The 21,862-nt window shown below is 70.5% G+C and carries 22 protein-coding genes; 8 read left to right on the top strand and 14 right to left on the bottom strand.

Features of this window, described 5'->3' with window-relative positions:
- Positions 1–2: 2 nt before the first annotated feature.
- The 3 genes from AC507J_RS17190 to AC507J_RS17180 form a co-directional block, all read right to left on the bottom strand.
- Entirely contained in the window at positions 3–1,583 is a 1,581-nt protein-coding gene (locus AC507J_RS17190; RefSeq protein ID WP_496290159.1) for an ABC transporter substrate-binding protein, read from the bottom strand.
- A 71-nt stretch (positions 1,584–1,654) separates the two neighbouring features.
- On the bottom strand, positions 1,655–2,530 hold the full coding sequence (locus AC507J_RS17185; protein ID WP_496290158.1) for an ABC transporter permease: 876 nt from the start codon (positions 2,528–2,530) through the stop codon (positions 1,655–1,657).
- The gene (locus AC507J_RS17180) at positions 2,530–3,549 is read right to left on the bottom strand and encodes an ABC transporter permease (RefSeq protein ID WP_496290157.1); all 1,020 of its coding nucleotides are present in this window, start codon (positions 3,547–3,549) and stop codon (positions 2,530–2,532) included. The genes AC507J_RS17185 and AC507J_RS17180 overlap by 1 nt, the downstream gene beginning before the upstream one ends.
- Before the next feature lie 327 nt (positions 3,550–3,876).
- On the opposite strand from AC507J_RS17180, the gene AC507J_RS17175 reads away from it, so the two are divergent.
- The 8 genes from AC507J_RS17175 to AC507J_RS17140 all read left to right on the top strand — a co-directional run bounded on the left by AC507J_RS17175 (position 3,877) and on the right by AC507J_RS17140 (position 11,746).
- Positions 3,877–4,602, top strand: coding sequence for an IclR family transcriptional regulator (locus AC507J_RS17175; RefSeq protein ID WP_496290156.1), 726 nt, complete (start codon positions 3,877–3,879; stop codon positions 4,600–4,602).
- 136 nt (positions 4,603–4,738) lie between these two features.
- Complete coding sequence (locus tag AC507J_RS17170; protein ID WP_496290155.1) at positions 4,739–5,548, top strand: 2-keto-4-pentenoate hydratase; 810 nt, start codon at positions 4,739–4,741, stop codon at positions 5,546–5,548.
- 89 nt (positions 5,549–5,637) lie between these two features.
- A complete protein-coding gene (locus tag AC507J_RS17165; RefSeq protein WP_496290258.1) occupies positions 5,638–6,531 on the top strand; it encodes an acetaldehyde dehydrogenase (acetylating) in 894 nt (297 codons plus the stop codon).
- Positions 6,528–7,553 (top strand): 4-hydroxy-2-oxovalerate aldolase, encoded by a 1,026-nt coding sequence (dmpG, locus tag AC507J_RS17160; RefSeq protein ID WP_496290154.1) that lies wholly within the window; start codon positions 6,528–6,530, stop codon positions 7,551–7,553. The genes AC507J_RS17165 and dmpG overlap by 4 nt, the downstream gene beginning before the upstream one ends.
- Positions 7,550–8,509 carry a DODA-type extradiol aromatic ring-opening family dioxygenase gene (locus AC507J_RS17155; RefSeq protein WP_496290153.1) on the top strand — a complete coding sequence of 320 codons (960 nt, stop codon included), beginning with the start codon at positions 7,550–7,552 and terminating at the stop codon, positions 8,507–8,509. The genes dmpG and AC507J_RS17155 overlap by 4 nt, the downstream gene beginning before the upstream one ends.
- Positions 8,510–8,515: 6 nt before the next feature.
- Positions 8,516–9,367: an alpha/beta fold hydrolase gene (locus AC507J_RS17150; RefSeq protein ID WP_496290152.1), complete on the top strand. Its 852-nt coding sequence runs from the start codon at positions 8,516–8,518 to the stop codon at positions 9,365–9,367.
- Positions 9,364–10,398, top strand: a complete 1,035-nt coding sequence (locus AC507J_RS17145) for an LLM class flavin-dependent oxidoreductase (RefSeq protein WP_496290151.1) — start codon at positions 9,364–9,366, stop codon at positions 10,396–10,398. The genes AC507J_RS17150 and AC507J_RS17145 overlap by 4 nt, the downstream gene beginning before the upstream one ends.
- Positions 10,388–11,746, top strand: coding sequence for an MmgE/PrpD family protein (locus AC507J_RS17140; RefSeq protein WP_496290150.1), 1,359 nt, complete (start codon positions 10,388–10,390; stop codon positions 11,744–11,746). Before AC507J_RS17145 ends, AC507J_RS17140 begins: the two co-directional genes overlap by 11 nt.
- 124 nt (positions 11,747–11,870) lie before the next feature.
- On the opposite strand, the gene AC507J_RS17135 is transcribed toward AC507J_RS17140, so the two are convergent.
- From AC507J_RS17135 to AC507J_RS17085, 11 genes are all read right to left on the bottom strand, one after another.
- Positions 11,871–13,184, bottom strand: coding sequence for a M20 family metallopeptidase (locus AC507J_RS17135; RefSeq protein ID WP_496290149.1), 1,314 nt, complete (start codon positions 13,182–13,184; stop codon positions 11,871–11,873).
- Complete coding sequence (locus AC507J_RS17130) at positions 13,171–13,311, bottom strand: hypothetical protein (protein ID WP_496290148.1); 141 nt, start codon at positions 13,309–13,311, stop codon at positions 13,171–13,173. The genes AC507J_RS17135 and AC507J_RS17130 overlap by 14 nt, the downstream gene beginning before the upstream one ends.
- A complete protein-coding gene (locus AC507J_RS17125; RefSeq protein ID WP_496290147.1) occupies positions 13,311–14,165 on the bottom strand; it encodes an alpha/beta fold hydrolase in 855 nt (284 codons plus the stop codon). Before AC507J_RS17125 ends, AC507J_RS17130 begins: the two co-directional genes overlap by 1 nt.
- Positions 14,155–15,387, bottom strand: coding sequence for a Rieske 2Fe-2S domain-containing protein (locus AC507J_RS17120; RefSeq protein WP_496290146.1), 1,233 nt, complete (start codon positions 15,385–15,387; stop codon positions 14,155–14,157). The genes AC507J_RS17125 and AC507J_RS17120 overlap by 11 nt, the downstream gene beginning before the upstream one ends.
- 51 nt (positions 15,388–15,438) lie before the next feature.
- A complete protein-coding gene (locus tag AC507J_RS17115) occupies positions 15,439–16,395 on the bottom strand; it encodes a PDR/VanB family oxidoreductase (protein ID WP_496290145.1) in 957 nt (318 codons plus the stop codon).
- A 135-nt stretch (positions 16,396–16,530) separates the two neighbouring features.
- Entirely contained in the window at positions 16,531–17,334 is an 804-nt protein-coding gene (locus AC507J_RS17110; protein WP_496290144.1) for an alpha/beta fold hydrolase, read from the bottom strand.
- A gap of 185 nt (positions 17,335–17,519) precedes the next feature.
- Positions 17,520–18,437 (bottom strand): glycosyltransferase, encoded by a 918-nt coding sequence (locus AC507J_RS17105; protein ID WP_496290143.1) that lies wholly within the window; start codon positions 18,435–18,437, stop codon positions 17,520–17,522.
- Entirely contained in the window at positions 18,434–19,132 is a 699-nt protein-coding gene (locus AC507J_RS17100) for a glycosyltransferase (protein ID WP_496290142.1), read from the bottom strand. The genes AC507J_RS17105 and AC507J_RS17100 overlap by 4 nt, the downstream gene beginning before the upstream one ends.
- The gene (locus AC507J_RS17095) at positions 19,129–19,611 is read right to left on the bottom strand and encodes a UDP-N-acetylglucosamine--LPS N-acetylglucosamine transferase (RefSeq protein ID WP_496290141.1); all 483 of its coding nucleotides are present in this window, start codon (positions 19,609–19,611) and stop codon (positions 19,129–19,131) included. Before AC507J_RS17095 ends, AC507J_RS17100 begins: the two co-directional genes overlap by 4 nt.
- An 89-nt stretch (positions 19,612–19,700) precedes the next feature.
- Positions 19,701–20,963: a hypothetical protein gene (locus AC507J_RS17090; protein WP_496290140.1), complete on the bottom strand. Its 1,263-nt coding sequence runs from the start codon at positions 20,961–20,963 to the stop codon at positions 19,701–19,703.
- Positions 20,960–21,862, bottom strand: a complete 903-nt coding sequence (locus tag AC507J_RS17085; RefSeq protein ID WP_496290139.1) for a sulfotransferase domain-containing protein — start codon at positions 21,860–21,862, stop codon at positions 20,960–20,962. The genes AC507J_RS17090 and AC507J_RS17085 overlap by 4 nt, the downstream gene beginning before the upstream one ends.

The raw sequence follows: 21,862 nt of genomic DNA, 5'->3' as shown, positions 1-21,862 counted from the left end.
ACTCATCCCATCCAGACGTGCTTGAGGAAGATCCTGGTTCCGGTGGCGTCCGCCTGGTAGCCCTGCACCTTCGGCGACCAGACGTCGAACTGGCTCGGTGCCGCGTAGGGCACGATCTGGTACACGTTCTGGGCGATGTAGTCGCCGATCTCCTGGTACTTGGCCCGGCGGGCGTCGTTGCCGCCGCTGGTGGAGATCGCTTCCTCCATCATCGCCCACAGCTTCGGGTCGTCGACCTTGGTCGATGGGATGCCCTTGGCGAACCAGAGCGCGAGGTACTGGCTGGCGTCCGCGTTGAGCGCCGCGTTGAGCACGATCATGTCGGTCTGCCAGTTGCCGGAAAGCAGGTTGCTGACCAGGGTCGCGAACGGAATCTGCTGCACCTGGAGCTCGATGCCGATCTTCTTGAGCTGCTCGCTCATCAACTGCGCGGTCGGCAGCGACTGCGAGTTGTCGGCCTGTAGGTTGATCTTGAGCTTGATGTCCTTCAGGCCGGACTCGGCAAGCAGCTTCTTGGCCTGCTCCGGGTCGTACCGGTAGAAGGGGGTGTCCTCGCTGGCCGCCGCGCCCAGCGGGTCGGCCGGCGGAATGGTGTACGCGAGTTCGCCGGTGCCCTGGGAGCCGATCTCGATGAGTTGCTTACGGTCCAGACCCAGGCTGATCGCCTGACGGACCTTCTCGTTGGCCAGCGGCCCCTGGCTCACGTCGAGGCCCACCCAGTAGGTGAGCTTGTACGCGGGGCCCACCTCCAGCCCTCGCTTCCCCAGCGCTTCGGCGTTCTTCGGCACCCGCGTCTGGATCATGTCGACGGCACCGGAGGAGAGCGCCTGCTGGCGGGTGGACTCGTCCGCCATCAGCCGGTAGTTGACCTGGTCGAGGTAGGGCAGGCCACTGTCCCAGTACCCGTCGAAGCGGACGGTGCTGATCAGCGAACCTTCCTGGAACTCCCGCAGCTTGAACGGTCCGGTGCCGTTCTCCTGGGTCTTGAGGGCGTCCTTGTCCTTACCCTCCATCCAACTCTTGTCGACGATGCCGCCACTCCACGGCTGGGCGAGGAGGTGAAGCAGGGACGCCTGCGGACGCGACAGCAGGACCTTGATGGTCTTCTGGTCGACGATCTCGATGCTCTCGAAGTTGTAGAGCGACCCGTACGGCGAGTGCTGGTCCGGGTCGACGATCCGCTCCAGGCTGAACTTGACGTCCTCGGCGGTGAGCGCCTCTCCGTTGTGGAACGTGACGTTCTCCCGCAGGGTGAACTGATACTCGGTGGGCGACACCTCCTTCCACTCCGTCGCGAGGGCGGGCTTCAGGGTTTCGAGGTCGGTGTCCAGCGCGAGCAGTCCTTCGTAGAACTGAGAGACCATCCGCTTCGAGTTGAAGGACTGCGCCATTATCGGATCGAATCCGCTCAGTGGCTGGCTGTCCTCACCGATGGTGAGCGTGCCGCCGCGACGCGGTTCGCCGCTTGCCGTTGTGGCGGCCGAATCGGCGGACGAGCCGCCGCATCCGGCCACCGCCGCGACCAGGGTGACGAGCGACGCGGTCAGCACCCCGATCCGGCGGGTGTTGGTGAGAAGCGACATGATTGTTGCCCTTCTTTGTGTGCCCGTCGGAGGGGAACGACGGAGCTGGGGGATGACTCTGGGTCCGAAAGTCAGATGAGGGAACGGGCCCCGCCGCTGAAGCCTTCGCCGATAAGTCCCCAGGCGAATGAGGCGAGCAGCAGTGCACCGGCGGGACCGAGTGGCAGCCAGGGGCACTCGATCATGTAACTCTGGGCGGCGTAGATCATGTTTCCCCAGCTCGGATCCGGCGGTTGGACACCGAGGCCGAGATAGCTCAGGGAGGATTCGATGAGGATGGCGATCGCTGCCGTGTTGGCGAACTGAACTGTCATGAGTGGCAGGACATTGGGCACGAGATGCTTTATCGCGATCACCGGATCCGGCACGCCGGACACCCGGGCGGAGAGCACGAACTCCCGCTCGCGCAGTTCCAAACACTTCGCCCGGACCACCCGGGCGAACTGCGGTACGGCGATGAGCGCGAGCACCAGGACCAGAATCGTCTTCGTGGGGTTGAAGACGGTGACCGCGCTCAGCGCGAGCAGCAGCGAGGGGAAGGAGAGGACGAGGTCGATGCCGGCCATGAGCCACGAGTCGAGCCATCCGCCTCGCAACCCGGCGGCGATACCGATCGCCGAGCCCACAAGCAGCGCGAGCGCTGCGGCGAAGAACGCGATACCCAGCGAGGTCTGCCCGGCCGTCATCAGCCGAACGAGATAGTCCCGGCCGAGGTCGTCGGTGCCCAGCAGGTGCTGGGCGCTCGGCGGCGAGAACGGCGCGCCGGCCACCTCCGAGGGCGTGTAGTCGGCCCACAGGTGGACCGTCATCGACAGGGCGACCAGCGCGACCAGGAGCAGGATTCCCGCGCTCGCCTCCCGCCTGGTGCGGAGGAACACGGCGAACCAGTGGCGTTGCCTGTTCGGCACCGCTTCCGGACCGACCCGAACTGGCGCTGCGTGCGTCATCACTTCGCTCCGATCTGCGGATCGATAAGCGGAAGAAGAAGGTCGACGGCGAAATTCAGCACGACGTAGGTGGCCCCCAGGACGAGGATGCACGCCTGAGCGACCGCGACGTCATGCTGGGTGATCGCCGTGACCGTGAGTTGTCCGATGCCCGGAATGGCGAAGACGTTCTCGATCAGGATCGAGTTGCCGACGATTCCGGCCATCTGCAGTCCCGCCACGGTGGCCACCGGAGCAGCCGCGTTACGCAGCCCGTGTCGCATCGTGGCCTGGAAGTGCGTACTGCCGGTCGCCAACGCGGTGCGGATGAAGTCCTGCTCGTAGACCTCGAGCATCGAGGAGCGCATGAACCGGCACAGCGTCGAACCCAGCGGCAGTCCGAGCGCGATGCTGGGTAGCACCAGACTCTGCAGGTTCCGGGCGGGGTCCTGCGAGAAGGGCACGAAGCCGAGGGTGGGCCAGCTCGGAAACGCGATCGAGAAGAGCAGGACCAGCGCCACACCGAAGGCGAACACCGGGATGGCCAGACCGACGAAGGTCGTCGCCCGGGCCGTCGCGTCGAAGAGACGTCCCCGCTTCATCGCGGAGAGCGCCCCCGCCGGAATCCCCCAGGCGATCGAGGTGAGGGTCGCGAAGACCGCGAGTTGCAGGGTGTTCGGCAGTCGGTCGCCGATCAGGTCACGTACCGGCAGGCCGTTGAAGACCGAGGTGCCGAAGTCACCGCTCAGGGTGTTCGACAGCCACGTCACGTACTGCACGGGCAGCGGCCTGTCGAGGCCCAGGTCGGTGGTGAGCCGCGCCCGGGTCGCGGCGTCGCTGTAGGGGCCGGCGAGCGTGTCGACGGGGCTGCCGGGCAGCAGGTGCACCAGCCCGAAGGCCAGGAGGGAGAGGGCGAAGAGAACGACCACCCCCCGCAGCGCCCGCCGGATGAGGAACCCGACAAGCGGTGGGGGGACAGGCAGGCGAAGCGCACGATGGCGGGGTTCTCCCCTTGATGCCCCCGTCACAATTTGCGACATGTCAACTCCTGTCGGTCACGGAACTCGGGCTGGCGATCGGTGAAACATTGCCTGGTCATGTCGTTCCGTGTTGCGTATCGTACGATGTACGGCTACCTCGTCAAGAGGCAAAATCGCCGACGATCGTGGTTAACCAAGACGTAACAAGCGGTGCCCCTCGGCAGGGTTCACAACGTGACGACCCCGCCAGCGGCCGGCACTGGAAAACGAGTGACGCGCCGTGCGGATCGAAGCGCCCGCCGTGCTGAGGAGGTGTACTCGGTGACCCGACCAGCGGTAAGGCCAAGTCCCGTCACACGGGACATCAGCAGTCGCGATCAGGCGAACATGCTCGAGAAGAGCCTGCGGATACTTCAGGCGTTCCGGTCCGGTGACCGCAAACTGCGACTCAACGAGCTCGCGGAGCGCACCGGAATGCCGAAATCCACCGTGCACCGCCTCAGCCAGGCGCTCATCGATCACCAGTTGCTCGCCCGCGACTCCGAGGGCTACGAACTCGGGCTCGGCCTGTTCGAGCTCAGCGCGCTGGTGCCGCTGAAGCAACGCCTGCGCGAGAGCGCGCTGCCGTTCATGCAGGACCTCTTCCTGGCCACCCACGAGACCGTGCACCTCGGGGTTCGGCAGGGTCCCGATGTCGTCTACGTCGAGAAGATCTACGGCCACTCCGACCTGGCGTTACCCTCACGGGTCGGCGGTCGCCTCCCGCTGAGCTGCACGGCCGTCGGCAAGGCGCTGTTGGCCTTCAGCGCGGACGATGTGCGGGCAGCGGTGTTGACCAAACCGCTCCGACGGATCACCGCCCACTCGATCGTCGACCCGGAGCGGCTGCGCCGTGAACTGGCCGAGATCCGGGCCACCGGACTGGCGTTCGAGAGCGAGGAGGCCACGATCGGCCGGGCCTGTGTGGCCGCGCCGGTCGTCGTGCAGGGCGAGGCGGTAGCGGCCATGTCGATCTCCGTACCGATCGCCCAGTACCGGATCCCACAGCTCGCCGCGGCCGTGAAGACGGCGACGCTCGGGCTGGCCAGACAGCTCAGGGGCAGGTCGGCATGACCGGGTACGACGACCGCCCGTCACCAGCGCACCGACCCGGCGTCGAGCTTCTCAAGGCCGGGGCCCGACGGATCGCCGTTCCGTGCCACGGGACAGCCGCCCCACTCCCCCCGGCACCTCGGTCACAGTGAGCCACATGCCCACCCCTGCACCGCATCCTGACCGCCTCGACGCGGTGGCCCTCAGCCTGCGCCGGGCGGCGACGACCTCGACCCCGGTGCCCGCGGTTCGTGCCGTGCTCGGCTCGGCAGACACCCGGACCGCGTACGAGGTGCAGCGTCGCAACGTCGAACACCTGGTGGCGACCGGCGACCGGGTCGTCGGCCGGAAGATCGGACTCACCTCGGCCGCGGTTCAGCGACAGCTCGGCGTGACCGAGCCGGACTTCGGCACCCTGCTGCACTCGATGCGGGTCGCGAATGGCGACACCGTCGACCTCGGCCGCCTGCTGCAACCGAAGGTCGAGGCGGAGGTCGCGTTCGAACTCGCAGCCCCCGTCACCGACGTACCGGACGATCCCGCGCACCTGGTGCCACTGATCCGCACCGCCCGGCCGGCGATCGAGATCGTGGACAGTCGGATCGAACGCTGGGACATCACAATCGTCGACACCATCGCCGACAACGCCTCCAGCGGGCTGTTCGTCCTGGGGGACGGCTCGCTGCCGGTCGACCTGCCCGGGCTGGCCGCCGTACGGATGCAGATGCGGCGCAACGGCGTGCCGGTCTCCACCGGCCGTGGCGCCGACTGCCTGGGAAACCCCCTGCTGAGCCTGCACTGGTTGGCGACCACGATGGCCGCGCTGGGCGACCCCCTCCAGGCCGGCGACATCGTGCTCAGCGGGGCGCTCGGGCCGATGTGCGGCGTCGAACCAGGAGACACCTTCGCCGCCACTGTCGGCGGCACGGACGTCTCCGTGAGCTTCTCGGAAGGAACTCCGTCGTGACACCAGCGGTCGACAGCGGACAGCCCGACGGAGCGGATCGGCGGCACAAGGTCGCCATCATCGGCTCCGGCAACATCGGCACCGACCTGATGATGAAGGTACTGCGCTCCGAGGTGTTGCGGATGGGAGCGCTGGTCGGGATCGATCCGCGCTCCGACGGTCTCGCGCGCGCCGGACGGCTCGGCGTACCGACCACCGCCCTCGGCGTACGCGGGCTGCTCGACCGGCCGGACCTGGCCGAGTTCACTGTCGTGTTCGACGCCACCTCGGCAAAGGCGCACGTGGCGAACTACGCGGCCCTGCGGGAGACCGGACTGCGGGTCGTCGACCTGACGCCGGCGGCCATCGGCCCGCTGGTCGTGCCGCCGGTGAACCTGGACCGGTTCGCCGACGCGCCGAACGTCAACATGGTGACCTGCGGCGGGCAGGCCACGATCCCGATCGTGGCGGCCGTCAGCGCCGTCGGCCCGGTCCACTACGCGGAGATCGTCGCCTCGATCTCCTCCCGGTCCGCCGGTCCGGGCACCCGGGCCAACATCGACGAGTTCACCCACACCACGAGCCGGGCCATCGAAGTGGTGGGTGGTGCCCGGCGCGGCAAGGCGATCATCATCCTCAATCCCGCCGAGCCGCCCATGATCATGCGGGACACCGTCTACTGCCTCACCGGTGCCGCAGACGCCGACGAGATCCGGCACTCGATCACGGAAATGGCCCGGCGCGTCCGCGAGTACGTGCCGGGCTACCTCATCAAGCAGGAGATCCAGGTACGCCCGATCGCCCCCGGCGACCCGCTACGCGGCCTCGCCGGCGAGCAGGCCGACGCCCTTCACCTGGTCTCGGTGTTCCTGGAGGTGGCCGGTGCCGGCGACTACCTGCCTCCCTACGCCGGCAACCTCGACATCATGACGTCGGCCGCGGTACGGGTCGGGGAACTGCTGGCCGCCCGGGGACGGGTCCAGAGCGGAGAAACGAACGCATGAGCAGCCAGCGCCTCTACCTTCAGGACGTCACCCTGCGCGATGGCATGCATGCGGTCCGCCACCGATACAGCCTGTCGCAGGTACGGACGATCGCCGCCGCCCTTGACGAGGCGGGCGTCGACGCCATCGAGATCAGCCACGGTGACGGCCTCTCCGGCAGCAGCGTCAACTACGGGCCCGGTGCCCACTCCGACCTGGACTGGATCACCGCGGTGGCCGACGTCGTCAAGCGGGCGCGGGTCACCGTGCTGCTCCTTCCCGGCATCGGTACCGTCCAGGACCTCGCCGACGCCTGGCAGGCCGGCGCGCGATCCGTCCGGATCGCCACCCACTGCACCGAGGCCGACATCGCCATCCAGCACATCGAGGCCGCCCGGTCCCTCGGGTACGACGTGGCCGGGTTCCTGATGATGGCCCACATGTCGGACCCCACCTCGCTCGCCGGCCAGGCGAAGATCATGGAGTCGGCCGGCGCCCACTGCGTCTACCTCACCGACTCCGGCGGTCACCTGCTCATGCGGGACGTCCAGGACCGGGTGGACGCCTACCGGTCGGTGCTGGACCCGCAGACCGAGATCGGCATCCACGCGCACCACAACCTCACCCTCGGCGTGGCCAACAGCACGGCCGCGGTCGAGGCGGGTGCGGTCCGGGTGGACGCCTCCCTGGCCGGTCAGGGCGCCGGTGCCGGCAACTGCCCGATCGAGGCGTTCGTGGCCGTGGCGAACCTCGTCGGATGGCAGCACAGCGGTCGGCTGGACGCGCTCATGGACGCCGCCGACGATCTCGTACGGCCCACCCAGGACCGGCCGGTACGCGTCGACCGGGAGACCCTCTCGCTCGGCTACGCCGGCGCCTACTCCAGCTTCCTCCGGCACGCCGAGAACGCCTCGGCGCGCTACGGCATCGACACCCGGCGACTGCTGGTCGAGGTGGGCCGCCGCAAGCTCGTCGGCGGCCAGGAGGACCTGATCGTCGACATCGCCCTGGAACTGCTCAAGGAATCGAAGGGGGAGCAATGAGCACTGTCGTCGCGGGGGTCGCCGCCTCGCACAGCACGCTGATGAACACCCACTGGGCCGAGGTCGACCACCTGGCCGCAGCCCATCGCTTCCGCGACGGTCTGGCACAGGCCCGGGCGTTCGTGGCCGCGCAGGCGCCCGACGCGATCGTCGTCATCGGCTCGAACCACTTCCGCGGCCTCTTCCTCGACCTCATGCCGGCCATCACGGTCGGGGTCGCCGAGGTGCAGGGCGCCGGCGAGGCCGGTACGCCCGAGGGTCCGCTGCCGGTCGACCGGGAACTCGCCAAGACGCTTGTCGACGGCCTGATCGACGACGGCTTCGATCCCGCCTTCTCGCTCCGGCTGACGGTCGACCACGGGATCACCCACAGCCTGCAACATCTCGTACCGGATCTCGACGTCCCGATCGTTCCGGTGGTCGTGAACATGTTCGCGCCGCCCCTCATCCCGCTGCCCCGGGCGTACGCGCTGGGCGCCTCAATCGGTCGGGTGATCGCGGCCGACAGCGCGGACAAACGGGTGCTGGTACTCGCCTCGGGTGGTCTGTCCCATCGGCTTCCCTGGCCGGACTGGTCCCGCACGCTCTCCGACGACGATCGCTTCCTCGTCGAGGCATGGCTGAACGGCAGGCAGCAGTGGCGCGAGTACGAGGTACGTCGACGCCAGATCATCCGGGCCGCCGTACCGGACATCAACGCCGACTTCGATCGCGATTTCCTCGCCCAGTTCGAGTCCGGCGACCTCCGCCGCACGCTCGCGCTGAGCAACGACGAACTCGAGAAGGTCGCCGGCAACGGTGCCCAGGAACTGCGTTCCTGGATCGCCATGACGGCCGCCGTCGGCACCGGCCGGGGACGGACCCTGGCGTACGAACCGATCGACGAATGGCTCACCGGGATGGCGGTCGCCGTCTTCGAGCCGGTCCCGGCCAGCTCAAACCAGCACGGAAGGTAGAAGAGGATGACCATCTGGACCGAACTCGCGGGCGTGGAGTTCACCCTCACCCGGGTCGACGCGGGTGGGCTCAGGACCCGCACGCTGCTGGCGGGCGCGGGTGAGCCCGTCATCATGCTGCACGGCACGAGCGGTCATCTGGAGGCCTTCGTCCGCAACATCGCCGTGCTCTCCGAACACGTGGCCTGCCACGCGATCGACATGATGGGGCACGGCTACACCGACGGGCCCGATCACCCGTACCGGATTCCCGGATATGTGAAACACGTCCTGGACTACCTGGACACGATGGGCATCGACCGGGCGCACTTCATCGGTGAATCGCTCGGCGGCTGGGTGTCCGGCCGGCTGGCCGCCGACCATCCCGACCGGGTCCGCAGCCTCACCCTGGTGGCTCCCGGCGGCACCGTCGCCAACCCGGAGGTGATGAACCGCATCAAGACCAGCACCCGGCGGGCCGTCCTGAGTGACGACATCGAGCTGACCCGCCAGCGGCTGCACCTGTTGATGCACGACCCAGCCGACGCGACCGAGGAACTGGTCGAGGTCCGGCACGCGATCTACCACCGGCCCGAGTTCGTCGCCGGCCTGGACCACCTGCTGTGCCTCCAGGAGATGGAGAATCGCCGCCCGGACCTGCTCACCACCGAGCAGATGGCCCGCATTTCCGCACCCACCCGGATCGTATGGGGCGCCCAGAACCCGTTCGGCGACGTCCCGGAGGCCAACGCCATGCAGCGGGCGATCCCCGGGTCGACCCTGACGATCTACCCGCAGTGTGGTCACTGGCCGCAGCACGAGCACGCGGAGCGGTTCAACAAGGAGACGTTGGCGTTCCTGAGCGAGGTCTCCCGGTGACCGCCCGCCCGCGCATCGGCATCCGGGTGCCACCGTGTCGGCCCGCCGCCGAGGTGGGCGACTTCGCCGCCGAGGTGGAACGGCTCGGCTACGACGACCTCTACGTACCTGATTCACAACTGCTGTGGCGCGACGGTTACCTCAGCCTGCTCGCCGCGGCGTTGCGGACCGCACGGATCGGGCTGGGCACGGCGGTGACAAACGTGGTCACCCGGCACCCAAGTGTGGTCGCCTCGGCCGCGCGTACCGTGGCAGAGACCGCGGGCGGACGCTTCCGACTCGGCCTGGGGGTGGGCAACAGCTCGGTCGAGCCGGTGGGGCTGGCCCCGAGCCGGCAGGCGGAGCTGCGCGACGGCATCGACGCGATCCGGGGCCTGCTGGCCGGCAAGGAGGTCAGCTTCAACGGGGTGCCGGGGCGGCTGCGCGACCCGTACCCCGGGATCCCGATAAACGTCGCGGCGAGCGGGCCACGCAACCTGCGGTTCGCCGGCGAGGTCGCCGACGGCGTGATCCTGCTCAGCGGGGTCGCTCCGGTCCTGCTGGAGCGCAGCGTCAGCCTGGTACGTCAGGGTGCGGCGGCGGCCGGACGTGATCCGGACAGCATCCAGATCATCGTCGCCGCGCACGCCATGGTCACCGATGACCTGGAACGGGACGCCCGGATCCTCAAGCCGGTGTGTGCCGGCATCGCCCAGAAGGGTGGGCAGAGCGCACTCGCCACCGCCGGCATCGAGATCGACGTACCGGCGCGGGTGCCCGACGTCTACCCCGACCTCATCCACGCCGAGGACTGGGAACTCGCCGTACAGCGTTGCTCGGAGTGGGTGAGCGACGCGGACGCCGTGGCGTTCGCCCGAACGTTCTGCCTCTTCGGGACCGCCGACGAGATCGTCGCGGGAATCGATGCCGCGCGGCGACTCGGTGCCACCGCCATCTTCCTCCAGCACGTGGGCTCCTACGACTTCCCCGAGCGGTTGGTCTCGGACGTGGCCGCCCAGGTTCTTCCCCGCCTCGCCGGCCGTGGAAACTGACAAGCGCGACGGCGGCGAGCCGTACCTGCGCCGACTGGCGAGGCTGGCGCGGGGTGCACCCCACGAGCCCGACCGGTGGCATCCCCGCGCCACCGCCGAAGTGATCGACGCGGTGGGGTGTGTCCTGCGGGGCGCCTCCCATCCGATGGTGCGCCGGCTCGCGGCCGGCCTCGCCGACCAGCACCACGGTCACCGGCCGGGCGGGCCGTTCCGCGGCCTGGTCGCCGGGGCCGGGGCACCGCTCGACCAGGCGGTGCTCCTCGACTCCCTCGCCTGCCACGTCGACGAGTTCGACAGCCTCCACCCGGCCTCCGCCACGGTGCCCGCCGCCGTGGTGATCCCGGCCGCGCTGACCGTGTCCGCCGCGCTCGGTGCCTCCGGCACCCGGCTGCTCGACGCCGTCGGGTACGGGTACGACGTCCTCACCTCGGTGGCCCAACGCTTCGGCGCGGCGGGCCTGTACGCACGCTCGTGGTGGCCGACCTCGACGTTCGGCGCGCTTGGCGCCGCCGCCGCCACCGGCTTCCTGCTCGAGTTGGACGACGACGCGCTGACCCATGCCCTCGGCATCGCCGCCTCCGCCGCCGGGGGCCTGCTCTCCGGCGACCGGTTCGGCGAAGGCCACTATCTGAGCGCGGCGCAGGCCGCCGGGTACGGTGCCCAGGCGGCGTGGCGTGCCCACGCGGGGATGACGGCCTCGTGGACCCTTCTGGACGGTCCAGCGTCGCGCGCCTTCGGCACGCCGGACGACCCGGATGCGGCACCCCGGCAGGGCAGCGTCGCCGAGTGTGTCTTCAAGTGGTACCCCTGCGCACGGCCCCTGCACGGGGTGATCGAAGGGCTGGTCGAGCTACGCCGAGCCGGATTCGACCTCACCGCGCTGACCGAGGTCGAGGTCGCCCTTCATCCCCACCTGCTGCGCTTCGTGACCGCCGAGAGTGCGGTCCACGGCCCCGCCGAGGCCGCCGCCAGCGCGGTGTTCGCCGTCTGCGCCGCCGCCGCTGGTCGAGAGGGCGATCCGGATTTCTTCCGGGCGACGCGGGCGACCTGGCTCGGTCCGGTGCCGTCGGTGCGCCTGGTCGCCAGCCACGATGACGCCTTCAGCTGGAACAGCCGGCTCTCCGGCAGGTCGACCACCGGCCGGGAGTTCGAGGTGGTGGGCAGGCCGAGCACGAGTGCCGCGCTGCCCCGACTGCGCGGGAAGTTCCTGGCCAACGCCGCCGCCGCTGGTCTGCCGGCGAGCGCGGCCGCCGAGTTGCTGGCTACGCTGTCGGACCTCGGCGCGGTACGCGACGTCGCCACGCTGCTGCCGCCAGCCGGGTTTGACCGGCCAGCAGCACCTTCGTGAACAGACGTGATTTCACTGTGAAATTTTGATTTCACAGTGAAATCAGCGTCCTGACGACGATCGCCCCCGGCACGCCAGGCCCGGTTTCCCAGGGTCGGTGCCGGGGGAAGTCGCCGGGCGGGTCCTACCCGGGCGGCGGCAGCGCGCAGATGTCAAGCGCGGTACGAATGACGTGCCGGGCGAGCCGCTGCATCTCACGGATGTCCACCACGTTCATGCCGGCGGGAAAGTCCAGCGGCAGCGGGGCATCGGAGCCGATCCGGTCCATGCCGATCCGGGCCGTCGGCACTCCCCTGCCCCGCAGGATGTTCGCGTCGGTCGCGCCACTGTTGTTGAGGATGGGTTCGTGTGCCCGTCCCATCTCGCTCTCCCAGGCGCGGACCGCCGCGGTCACGATCCGCTCGTCCGGGTCGGTCCGGGTGCCGGGGATCGACAGCACCATCTCCCACGACACGTCCAGGTCGGGGTGGGCGGCACAGATCCGCTGGATGGCTGCGGCGAACTCGCGGCGGACCGAGTTGGGCGGTGAATCCGGGCCGATCCGCAGATCCACCATGAGTCGGGCCTGGCTCGGCGACACGGCCGGAAGGTGCGGCCAACCCGAACGGATGGACCCGATGTTGCCCTGCGGGGCGAGCGTTCCACCGGTGTGTGCGGCGCTGTACTCCAGGAACCACTCTTCGAGCCCGGCGACGACCTTGCCGGCCTGGACGATCGGGTTGACGTACCGCATCCGGTGCCGGCTGCCGACGTAGCCGAAGGTGCCTCGCACCACGACCTCGAACCAGCACAGCCCGACCTCCTCCCAGGAGACCGTCCAGCCGGGCTTGGCGATCAGGGCGTAGTCCGGGTACACGCCCTGCTCCAGCAGGAAGGAGCAGCCCACGCCCTGGCCGGCGTTCTCGCGGGTGACCTGCGGCGCGGCCCGCCGGTTGGTCGGCATCCCGCCGGCACCGAGCCCCAGCCACAGGTCGCCCGCCAGCGGGATGCCGGCGGCCCGGACCGCCTCGACGGCGGCCGTCACCACCGCGGCGTGTCCCTTGGGATTGCTCGCGCCCAGGCCAATGACGTAATCGCCGTCCACGACGGCGGAGGGCCGCATGTCGGGCCGCAGCACCCCGGCGGCCCATGGCTCGTCCTCGTCGGGGTTGCCGGTGGTAAGCGTGTCGATCGGCGCGTACAGGAGCAGGGAACTACCGCTGCCCTTGCCGGGTATCCGGGCGACCGCGTTGGCCTGGGTGGCGTCGAGCGGCTGCACGCGGGCGTCGACACCGGCACGGGTCAGATGCTCCACCGCCCAGCTGGCCAGCGCGCGTTCCTCCCCGGTGGGGCTGGCGATGTCCACCAGGCCGACCACGATCTCGCGGAGCAGCTCGGGCGTGACATGGGCGCAGACCTCGCGGGTCAGCCGGTCCAGTTCCTGGTCACGGTCGTTCACGTGGCACCTCCCGGCGCACCACGGTGCTGGTCGCGTGCAGGAAGAACCTGTCGAGCGCGCCGCTGAGCAGCAGCACGGCGGCTCCGACTACGGTGACCGCCGCGACGGTCCTCGGCTTGATTTTCATCAGCTGTCCCCTCTGGTGGCGTCTCGGGTCAGGAACTCGCGCACCAGCCGGGCGTACACCGACGGGCGTTCCTCCTGCGGGTGGTGGGCGGTGCCGGCCAGCACCGCGACGTCCGCGCGGCGCATCGTCGCCGCGACGTCGAGGGCGTACGAGGGCGGCGCGAACGGATCCCGGGCGCCCCAGACCCAGAGCACGTCGTGCGGCACCTCGGCGAGTCGGTCGGACAACTCCTGTGCCTCGCCCCGACCCGACCCGTCGGCCACTGCGAGGGCCCACGGCGTCGTGCTGGCCGCGTACCGCTCCCGCACGGTGCTGGCCGGGATGGCAGCGGCGTCGCACCATTCCAGCCGGGCGAGCAGTTCACGCATTTTCGCCTCGCTCGGCCCGGTACCGCCGTAGTAGACCCGGCGCGCCTCGGCACCCAGAGCCGGCTTGGCGCTTGGGTGGGCGACCGGCTGGCTGGCCGTCACCACGATCCGACCGAGCCGCTCGGGGGCCAGCGCCGCAAGGTTGAGCGCCACCGATCCACCAAGTGACTGCGCGACGACGTGGGCGCGCTCGACGGAGAGTTCGTCGAGCAGTGACAGCAGGCAGGAGGCGTGGAAGTCGAGGGCGGGACCCTCGATGGCATCCGCCGTCGACGCGCCGTACTGGGCCAGGTCCACGAAGATGTGGCGCCACCCCGTGCCGAGCCGCCCGGCCACCTCGCGGAAATCCAGCCAGCTGGTGCAACCCGGCCCGCCGCCGTGCAGGTAGACCAGGGCCGGACCGGTGCCGAGAGTCTGGTACGCGAGCGGCGTCGCCGTGCCCGCGTACCGGGTCTCGGGTGCCCGCCCGGTCACCTCAGCCGGCATCGGACGTCCGGTCCGGTTTCGCCCCGGGCGTCCGGTCGACCTGCACCTCGGGCTTGACCTGTTCGATGTGCCGCCGCCAGGCGGTGAGGGAGAGGTCCGGCCGGTAGAGCTTCTCCGGCGGGGCGTCCATCACGTCGACCATCCAGGCGTCCTGCGCGGTGAACTGACCGTGGAACAGCCAGCGGGTGGCACCGAGGTACTTCGCCTTGAAGGCCGCGGCCTTGGCGCCTGTCTCGAACTGGACCATGATCTGCACGTAGCGCACCTGGTGCTCGTTCACCGGCACGTACCACTCGTAGTGGATGAACTGCGGATAGGCGACCCGCAGGAGCCCCGGAAGCCGGATCGAGACGAATCCCGGCAGGTCCAGGTCCCGGATGACGGGGTTCACCTCGCCCTTGCTCTTGCCCGGGGCGTCCGGCAACGGCATCCGCTTCCACCAGCGCCGGTTGGTCCAGGTCCCCAGGCCCGGGAAGTCGGCCTCCCAGTGGACCTCGTCCTGGACCCGGATCAGCCAGCCGTCCTGCTCCACGATCCGGGTCTTGTTCCAGGCGGGCATCACCTTGAACAACCGCCAGAAGGCCGTGTTGTGCAGGTACTTCGCGTGGCCTTCGTCGAAGCCGTTCTCCGCTGCGAAGCGCCAGTTGCCCTCGCGGATCTCCCACCGGCCGCCCATGACGAACTCGTGGTCGAGCAGTTCGCGGGGGATGTCCCGTTCCACCGGTGGTGGGTCGTCGTCGCCGACGTACACCCAGACCAGACCCAGGCGCTGTTCGACCGGGTACGTCGACACGCTCACCTTGTTGTTGATCGGCGAATCCGGCCCGTCGGTGAGCGCGCCGCACATCAGGCCGCTGTCCAGCCGGTAGGTCCAGCCGTGGTACGGGCAGCTGATGGTCCCCTCGTACTGTCGACGCCCGAGGGAGAGCGGCACGCCGCGGTGCGGACAGCGGTCGTGCAGCGCGTAGATCTGCTCCTTCTCCCGCACCAGGACGATCCGCTCGCCCAGGAGCTGGATCGCGACCGGCTTGCGGCCCACCTGCTCCGCCCACTGCACCGGATACCAGTAGTTACGAAAGCCCAGCGTCGCGGCCTCATAGACCGGCCAGGAACGCCAGTCGTTGCCGTGCGGCTGGGCCGGCCGGCCGGCCGGGGCGGTACGCGGGCGGGGCGGGCGCCGCTTGGCCGGCGGCGCTTCCGGCACGGGCTCGGTGGCGGTCATGTGGTTCCTCCTGAACGTTTGGCCGGCGGCCGGGACCGCGGATGTCCGGTATCAGATGTCGAGCACGAGTTCGGGGGTCCTGGCCCGGGAGACACAGACCGCGAGGCTCGTGGTGTCGTCCAGCTCCGCACCCGAGCGGATCGAGTCCCGGTGGTCGGGGATGCCGGCGAGCACAGCCACCTCGCACGAGCCGCACACCCCGTCGCGACAGGCGTTTGCGACGCCGACCCCGGCCGTCTCGAGCGCGTCCAGAATGCTCTCGGCGGCGGACACGTCGAGGGTCAGTTGCGAGCGGGCGCAGGTCACCCTGACCGGCACGGAGGAGAGCGCGGAGAGATCCCGGGCGGTGAACCGTTCGAAGTTGACCGCTTCCGCCGGCCAGGTGGTGCAGCGGGACTCGACGGCGGCGATCAGCCCGGCCGGGCCGCAGCAGTACACCGCGAGTCCGTCGTCCTTCGCCGCCAGCACCGTGTCGAGGTCGAGCAGGCCCCGCTCGTCCTCGGGCCAGACCAGCACCCGGTCGCCGTACCGCCGCAGCTGCCCGAGAAAGGCCATCGAGCGCCGGCTCCGGCCGCCGTAGACCAGCCGCCACGGGGTGCCACGTCGGTCGGCCTCCCGGATCATCGGCAGGATCGGGGTGATCCCGATGCCGCCGGCGATGAAGAGGTACTCCTTGGCCGGCCGGAGCGCGAAGTGGTTGCGTGGACCACCCACCTCGACGGAATCACCGGGGCGCAGCAGCCGGTGGATGTAGTCGGAACCGCCCCGGCTGTCCGGTGCCCGAAGCACCGCCACCACGTACCGGCTGCGGTCATCAGGGTCACCACACAACGAGTACTGGCGGACCACCTCGGGCAGCCACAGGTCGACGTGTGCCCCGGGTGTCCAGTCGGGCAGCGAACCGCCCTCCGGATCGACCAGGGCCAGGGTGAGCACGCCCTCCGCCTGGACCGTCATCGACTCGACCCGCAGGTCGAGAACGCCCTCACCCTCGTCGTACACGCTCATCTCTGCTTCGCTCCGTTGTCCGCTCGGGCCGGCGAGCCGGGCCGACCCACGGGTATCGGCCGACACCGACCCGATTCGATCCGTACTTAGTACGGTACGACATATGGCAAGCCCAGGGAAGGGGCCAGCCAGGGATTACGACCCGCTCGGGGTCAGCTCGCGCAGGAACTCCAGCACCGTCGCGGCGAAGTCCTCGGGGTGGTGGTCGACGGCCGGTACCCCGGTTCCCGGAAGCGTGCGGCTGCCCGCACCCGGAATGGCCGCCACCAGGCGGGCGACGTCCGGCATGGAGAATTCGTCCTGCTCTCCGCAGACCACCAGGGTGGGTGCCACGACCAGGCCGATCCGGTCCTCCATCCGGTAGGCGTTGACCGCGAGGTGCCCCTCCTCGGCACGGTCGATCACCCGGCAGGCATCGGCCACGAGGCGACTCAGCAGATCGGGCCGGTCCGCCGGATAGTAGGGGCGACGACGGTTCCAGAGCGCCGTCAGGTGACTGCCGTCCTCGACCACGTCGACGTGGTCGATGGGCGGCCGGCTGGTGGCCACCTGGCGCCGGCGGGCCTGGTCCACGTACGGCGTCCCGGACAGAACCAGGCCCGCCACGGCCGATCCCCGGCGGGCCGCGACCTCCAGGGCCACCACCCCTCCGGTGTGATGACCGACGAGAACCGGACGCTCCAGGCCCAGAGCGTCGATCACGTCCTCGACGCCATCCGCGAACAGCTCCACCGTCTGCGGCCGGGCGATCCGGGCGGACGCGCCGTATCCGACCGTGTCCATCGCGATCGCCCGAGCCTGCCGTCCCACGATGGGCAGCACGTCGCGGTACTCGTCCCAGGAGCGGGGAGTCTGATGCAGAAAGAGGACGGGTTGCCCGTGGCCCTCCTCGACCACATGCAGTTGCCCGAAGCGGGAGTCGACATAGCCTTTTCTCACGTCACGCCCCTCGACCCGGCTACCGCCAGCCCCGGTGACCACCTCGGCCAGCCGATCGCCCCAGGCGGAGCAGATTTCGTACGGCGACCCGTACTACGTACGGCACATCGTCACCGAGAAGGAAGACCCTGTCAACAGCCAGGACAGGCTCGGGCGGTCACAGCGGGCGGTCGGTGTGCGCCCGGTCAGATGCCCCGACCGCGCCGGTGCAGGGCGCGCAGCACCGTGTCGGGGCGGACCAGCCGCCCGGACACCGCCAACGCCAGGTAGGCCCGGGCCTCGCACGGGTTGCCGCGAATGGTGCGTCGGGCCCAGCGCAGCGCAGCCCGGGAATCGCCGCAGGCGGCGCGGGCGAAGGCGATCTGTCCCGCCACCCGGGCCTGGCCGGACGGCTCGGTGGCGAACTCGGGATGACGCTCCAGCAGCCACTGCAACGCGCTGGCGATGGTCTCCCAGCGCTGGGCGAAGTACGACCGCCGGTGCCAGCGCACCAGCACGTACGCGGCGCGCAGGTTGAGCAGCGGGGCGGTGCGGGCGGCCCGGAGCAGGAAGTCGTAGTCCTCGGCGTAGCCGCCCGGAATCTCCTCGTCGACCAGCCCGATTCCGTCGCGCAGCGCGTCGGCCCGGACGAGGAAGGTCGACGGGTGCAGTTCGGTCATCCGGTCCCGGAGCAGGTCGGCCAGGCTGATCGAGTCGCGGTCCAGGACCCGCTCGACGGTGTGCCCGTCGTAGCTGACCCGGATGCCGCAGGTGACGAAGGCGGCGCCGGACGCGGCCAGGGCGTCCGCCTGGGCGCGCAACTTGCCGGGCAGCCACTCGTCGTCGTCGTCGCAGAAGGCGATCAGCTCTCCGGTGGCGGCCAGGACACCGCTGTTGCGGGCACCGGCCAGCCCCGGGGTGCGGGTGTTGGTCACCACCCGCACCGGCCGGTGCGAACCGGAGAGCTCGACCGGTGGCCGGTCCGGCTCGCACTGGTCGTAGACCACGACCACCTCGACCGGTCCGGGGTAGTCCTGCGCCACGGCCGCCCGGAGCGCAACCGGCAGCAGTTCCGGACGGTCCCGGGTGGGCACCACGACACTGACGCTCGGATACCGGCTCACGGTTGCCGCCCCGCGTCGCCGCCAACCGGCCCGCCGTCGTCGCACGCCGGGCCGCTTCCGTCGCGCGCCGGGCCACTTCCGTCGGGTGCCGGGCCACCACCGTCGCGCGCCGGGCCGGGCCAGGGCGGCCACCGGGGTCGTTGGCGGCACCGCGTGCTGGCGATCAGGTCGTCGACGATCATGCCCACCCGACGCGCCGTGGCCCGCTGCCTGTCGACCGAGTCGAGGTCGCGGGCCACGGTGAACCGCGAGCGGTCGGCGAGACCGGCGGCCAGGGCGTCCAGCAGGTCCTGCCGGGACTCGCAGAGCGCGATCAGCCCGGCCGCGCCGAGCCGGCGGGCGAAGAGCTGCTGGTGATCGTCGACGTGCTCGCCGTGCGCTGGATCCCGGGGCACCACGATCGGCAGGTGCCCGTGCCGCCGGGCCTCCAGGATGGTGGCCGGACCGCCATGGCACACCACCAGATCCGCCTGGTCCATCGCCTTCTGCAACTCGGCGTGGCCCAGGAACGGCACCGCGTCGGGCAGATCGGCGACCCGGGTGTAGCCGTGCTGCACGGTCAGTACGACCTCACCGGCCACCTCGCCGTACCACTGCCGCAGCCAGTCGATGAGCCGGTCGAAGGGGTGCTTGTCGGCGCCCACGGCCGCCAGCAGTTGGGGTCGCCCGTCGACGGGCCGGTGGAAAGCGGTCACAGCAGCGGCCCGACGACGATCGCCTCCGGATACTGGCGGCGCTGCTCCTCCCACTGCACGAGCATCACGTCCAGGAACGGCCGGCACAGCCGGGCGGTAAGCGTCGGAGTGTCGATCCGGTCGTAGACCTCGATGTAGACGGTCGGGATGCCACGCAGCCGGGCGAGGACGACGAACGGGACGGCCAGGCCCGCCCCGGTGGTGACCACCGCGGCGACCCGCCGCCGGCGCAGCACCCGGGCCGCCAGCACCCCGTTGCGCAGCAGGTTGCGCAGGCTCCGGGTGGTCGGATGGTACGCCGGGACCACCTCCTCACCGGCGAGCAGCGACACCGCGTCCGGCGTGTCGAACGTGACGAAACATCTGCGCCGCTGCTCGTACCAGGGCCGCAGGGCCAGCAGTTGGGCGAGATGTCCACCGCTGGAGCCGACCAGCAGCAACAGCGGCGGTTCACCGGGCTCCCTCTTCTTGGTGTCCACGCGACTCCCCACAAAGTTCGCTTGGGATTCGGCAAGCCATCGACACTTATCGCATTTGCGGCGTCCTTTCCACCCTTCGCTGTCACCGATCAGTCGCCGAGGCGTTGTTCGACGATGTCCAGCAACGCGGGATGCAGCCGGTGGTTCCAGCCGGCACCGGCATCGGCCAGGCGCCAGGTGCGCAGCCAGAGCTCCACCAGGTACGCGTCGACCACCAGCCGCTGCCGCCGAAGGTCCAGGCCCAGCCGGGCACCGTGCCGGGCCAGCCCCGCCGCCACCCGGCCGACCGCCGAGGCGACCGGCTCGCCGCGGCCCACCACCGCGCGGTGGAAGGCGTCGTGGGCCAGGTCGAACCCGACGGGCACGTCCGGCCCGCTGTGTTCCCAGTCCCAGGCGACCAGGTCGTCGCCGTGCCGGCCGAGGTTCCACGGCACCCAGTCGCCGTGCCAGTGCCCGAACTCTGCCGTGACGTCGCCGTACCGGCGGGCCAACGCGGCGACGGCCCGCACCGCCCGGGTCCCGGCCGGGTCCGTGGCTGCGGCACGACGCGCCTCGGCGGTCAGCCGGGCCAGGAAGGCGGAGCCGGCCAGCGGTCGGGGTTCACCCGGTGGCCGGTGCCGGCGGGCCACCGCGAGCAACGCCGCCGGATCCGGCGGCGCGCCCGCCGGCACCCGCCGTACCGCCGAGGGCAGCGGTTCGACCACCGCCACCGCCCGCCCACCCAGGGTGGCCTCGGCGAGCAGCCGGGGAACGCGGGGGTGACCGGCCACGCCGGCCACTCCGGAGAGCGTCCGCAGCGCCGCCGCCTCCGTGGCGACGAGGGTCCGGGTGGCCGGGTTCCAACCGATCTTGGCGTACCCGCGTGGCCGTCCGGCGGCGTCGAAGAGTTGCAGGGTGGGTTTGTGGTTCGGGTCCGGCGGGCGGACGCCACACGCCGCGTACCGCACGCCGCCGCCGAGCAGGACGGCGAGCCGGTCGGCGAGGAGCACCTCGGCCGGGTCGAGCCCGGCCGGAACGGCGACGGTCAGAACGGGAAACGGGGCCAGCTCCACCACGCCGATCCGGGCCGCGACGCCGAGCGCGGCGCGGATCGGGCGTACCGTCGCCGGCCGCAGCGCGTTGTACGCAAGCAACGCCGCCGCCGTCACCCGGGGGGCACCGAGCGGCAGCAGGAAGCGGGCCCGGGCAACCGAGGGTACGACGGCGTACCGCGCGGCGACGGCGTAGCCGGCCGGCGGCCCGCCGCCCAGGCGCAGCGCGATCCGGTCCTCGCCGAAGAGTGCCCGGCTCACCCAGCCCAAGCCGTCGGCCCGGCACCGGGGATCGGTCGTGGCACCGCACGCCGCCGTCACGGCACCCGGTCCGGCCAGTCGAGAGCCAGTCCCAGCCGCTGCCGCAACGCCTCGTTGTGCGGCCGGTAGTACTCGGTCAGCTCGGCCCGCGTCGCCGGTTCCAGCGCAGCGGCGTGGCTGCCGTTGTAGACCGTGAAGTCGGCCGGCTCGACCGGGGGCAGGTCGAGGAACTCCAGGGTCCGCCGGAAGGTCGACCGGGTGTCGCGGTAGAGGTCCTCGCTGGGCAGAAAGAGGAACTGGGACCGGTCGAAGCGCTCCAGCCACGGCACCAGGTGCTCCAGATAGCGGCCCCGGGCCCGGTAGCTGTACCAGTCGTAGGCGAGGCTGACCTGGTCCGGTTCGGCGATCAGCCGGTCCCGCTGCCCCGCCGTACGCGCCGGCTCGGCGGCCAGCGCGGCGGCGAAGTCAAGCGGCTCGACGCCGTTGGCGCGCCGTTCCTTCCAGTGCGAGTACGCCCGCTCCACCGGATCGCGCAGCAGCACGATCAGCCGTACCGCAGGCATCAGCGCGGCGACCCGCTCCGCGACGAGCGGGTGGAACATGTACAGCGGTGCCGCCTCGCCGACCCGCACCGAGCCACCGTGCCGGCGCTCCAGCGCGTCCCGCTGGCGTTCGGTCGGGAAGTGCGAGCGGTACCACGCCTCGCCACGACGCCAGTTCTCCACGAAGTAGTGCGACGACTTCGCGTTCCAGGCCGGAAAGAGCCGGGGCACCAGCGGATGCCGGATGAGGTAGTTCCACAGCGAGGTGGTGCCGCCCCGCTTGGTGCCGATGATGAGAAAGTCCGGCAAGGGCCGGCGGTCACTTGTGCGTACGCCGTAGTCGACCAGACTCTCCCGCACCCGGTACCGCACCTGGGTGGGTATCACCTGCTTGACCCGGTCCCGCAACGACGACAC

The organism is Micromonospora sp. PRAS1 (assembly GCF_059553435.1).
Note: the sequence above shows the minus strand (reverse complement) of the source record. Positions and strands in the feature narration are given on the sequence as shown.

Coding starts and splice junctions, on each gene's coding strand:
- AC507J_RS17180 (WP_496290157.1), bottom strand. CDS start 3,549: ATGTCGCAAATTGTGACGGGGGCATCAAGGGGAGAACCCCGCCATCGT.
- AC507J_RS17155 (WP_496290153.1), top strand. CDS start 7,550: ATGAGCACTGTCGTCGCGGGGGTCGCCGCCTCGCACAGCACGCTGATG.
- AC507J_RS17190 (WP_496290159.1), bottom strand. CDS start 1,583: ATGTCGCTTCTCACCAACACCCGCCGGATCGGGGTGCTGACCGCGTCG.
- AC507J_RS17165 (WP_496290258.1), top strand. CDS start 5,638: ATGATGAAGGTACTGCGCTCCGAGGTGTTGCGGATGGGAGCGCTGGTC.
- AC507J_RS17115 (WP_496290145.1), bottom strand. CDS start 16,395: ATGAGCGTGTACGACGAGGGTGAGGGCGTTCTCGACCTGCGGGTCGAG.
- AC507J_RS17185 (WP_496290158.1), bottom strand. CDS start 2,530: ATGACGCACGCAGCGCCAGTTCGGGTCGGTCCGGAAGCGGTGCCGAAC.
- AC507J_RS17125 (WP_496290147.1), bottom strand. CDS start 14,165: ATGCCGGCTGAGGTGACCGGGCGGGCACCCGAGACCCGGTACGCGGGC.
- AC507J_RS17120 (WP_496290146.1), bottom strand. CDS start 15,387: ATGACCGCCACCGAGCCCGTGCCGGAAGCGCCGCCGGCCAAGCGGCGC.
- AC507J_RS17150 (WP_496290152.1), top strand. CDS start 8,516: ATGACCATCTGGACCGAACTCGCGGGCGTGGAGTTCACCCTCACCCGG.
- dmpG (WP_496290154.1), top strand. CDS start 6,528: ATGAGCAGCCAGCGCCTCTACCTTCAGGACGTCACCCTGCGCGATGGC.
- AC507J_RS17130 (WP_496290148.1), bottom strand. CDS start 13,311: ATGAAAATCAAGCCGAGGACCGTCGCGGCGGTCACCGTAGTCGGAGCC.
- AC507J_RS17175 (WP_496290156.1), top strand. CDS start 3,877: ATGCTCGAGAAGAGCCTGCGGATACTTCAGGCGTTCCGGTCCGGTGAC.
- AC507J_RS17170 (WP_496290155.1), top strand. CDS start 4,739: ATGCCCACCCCTGCACCGCATCCTGACCGCCTCGACGCGGTGGCCCTC.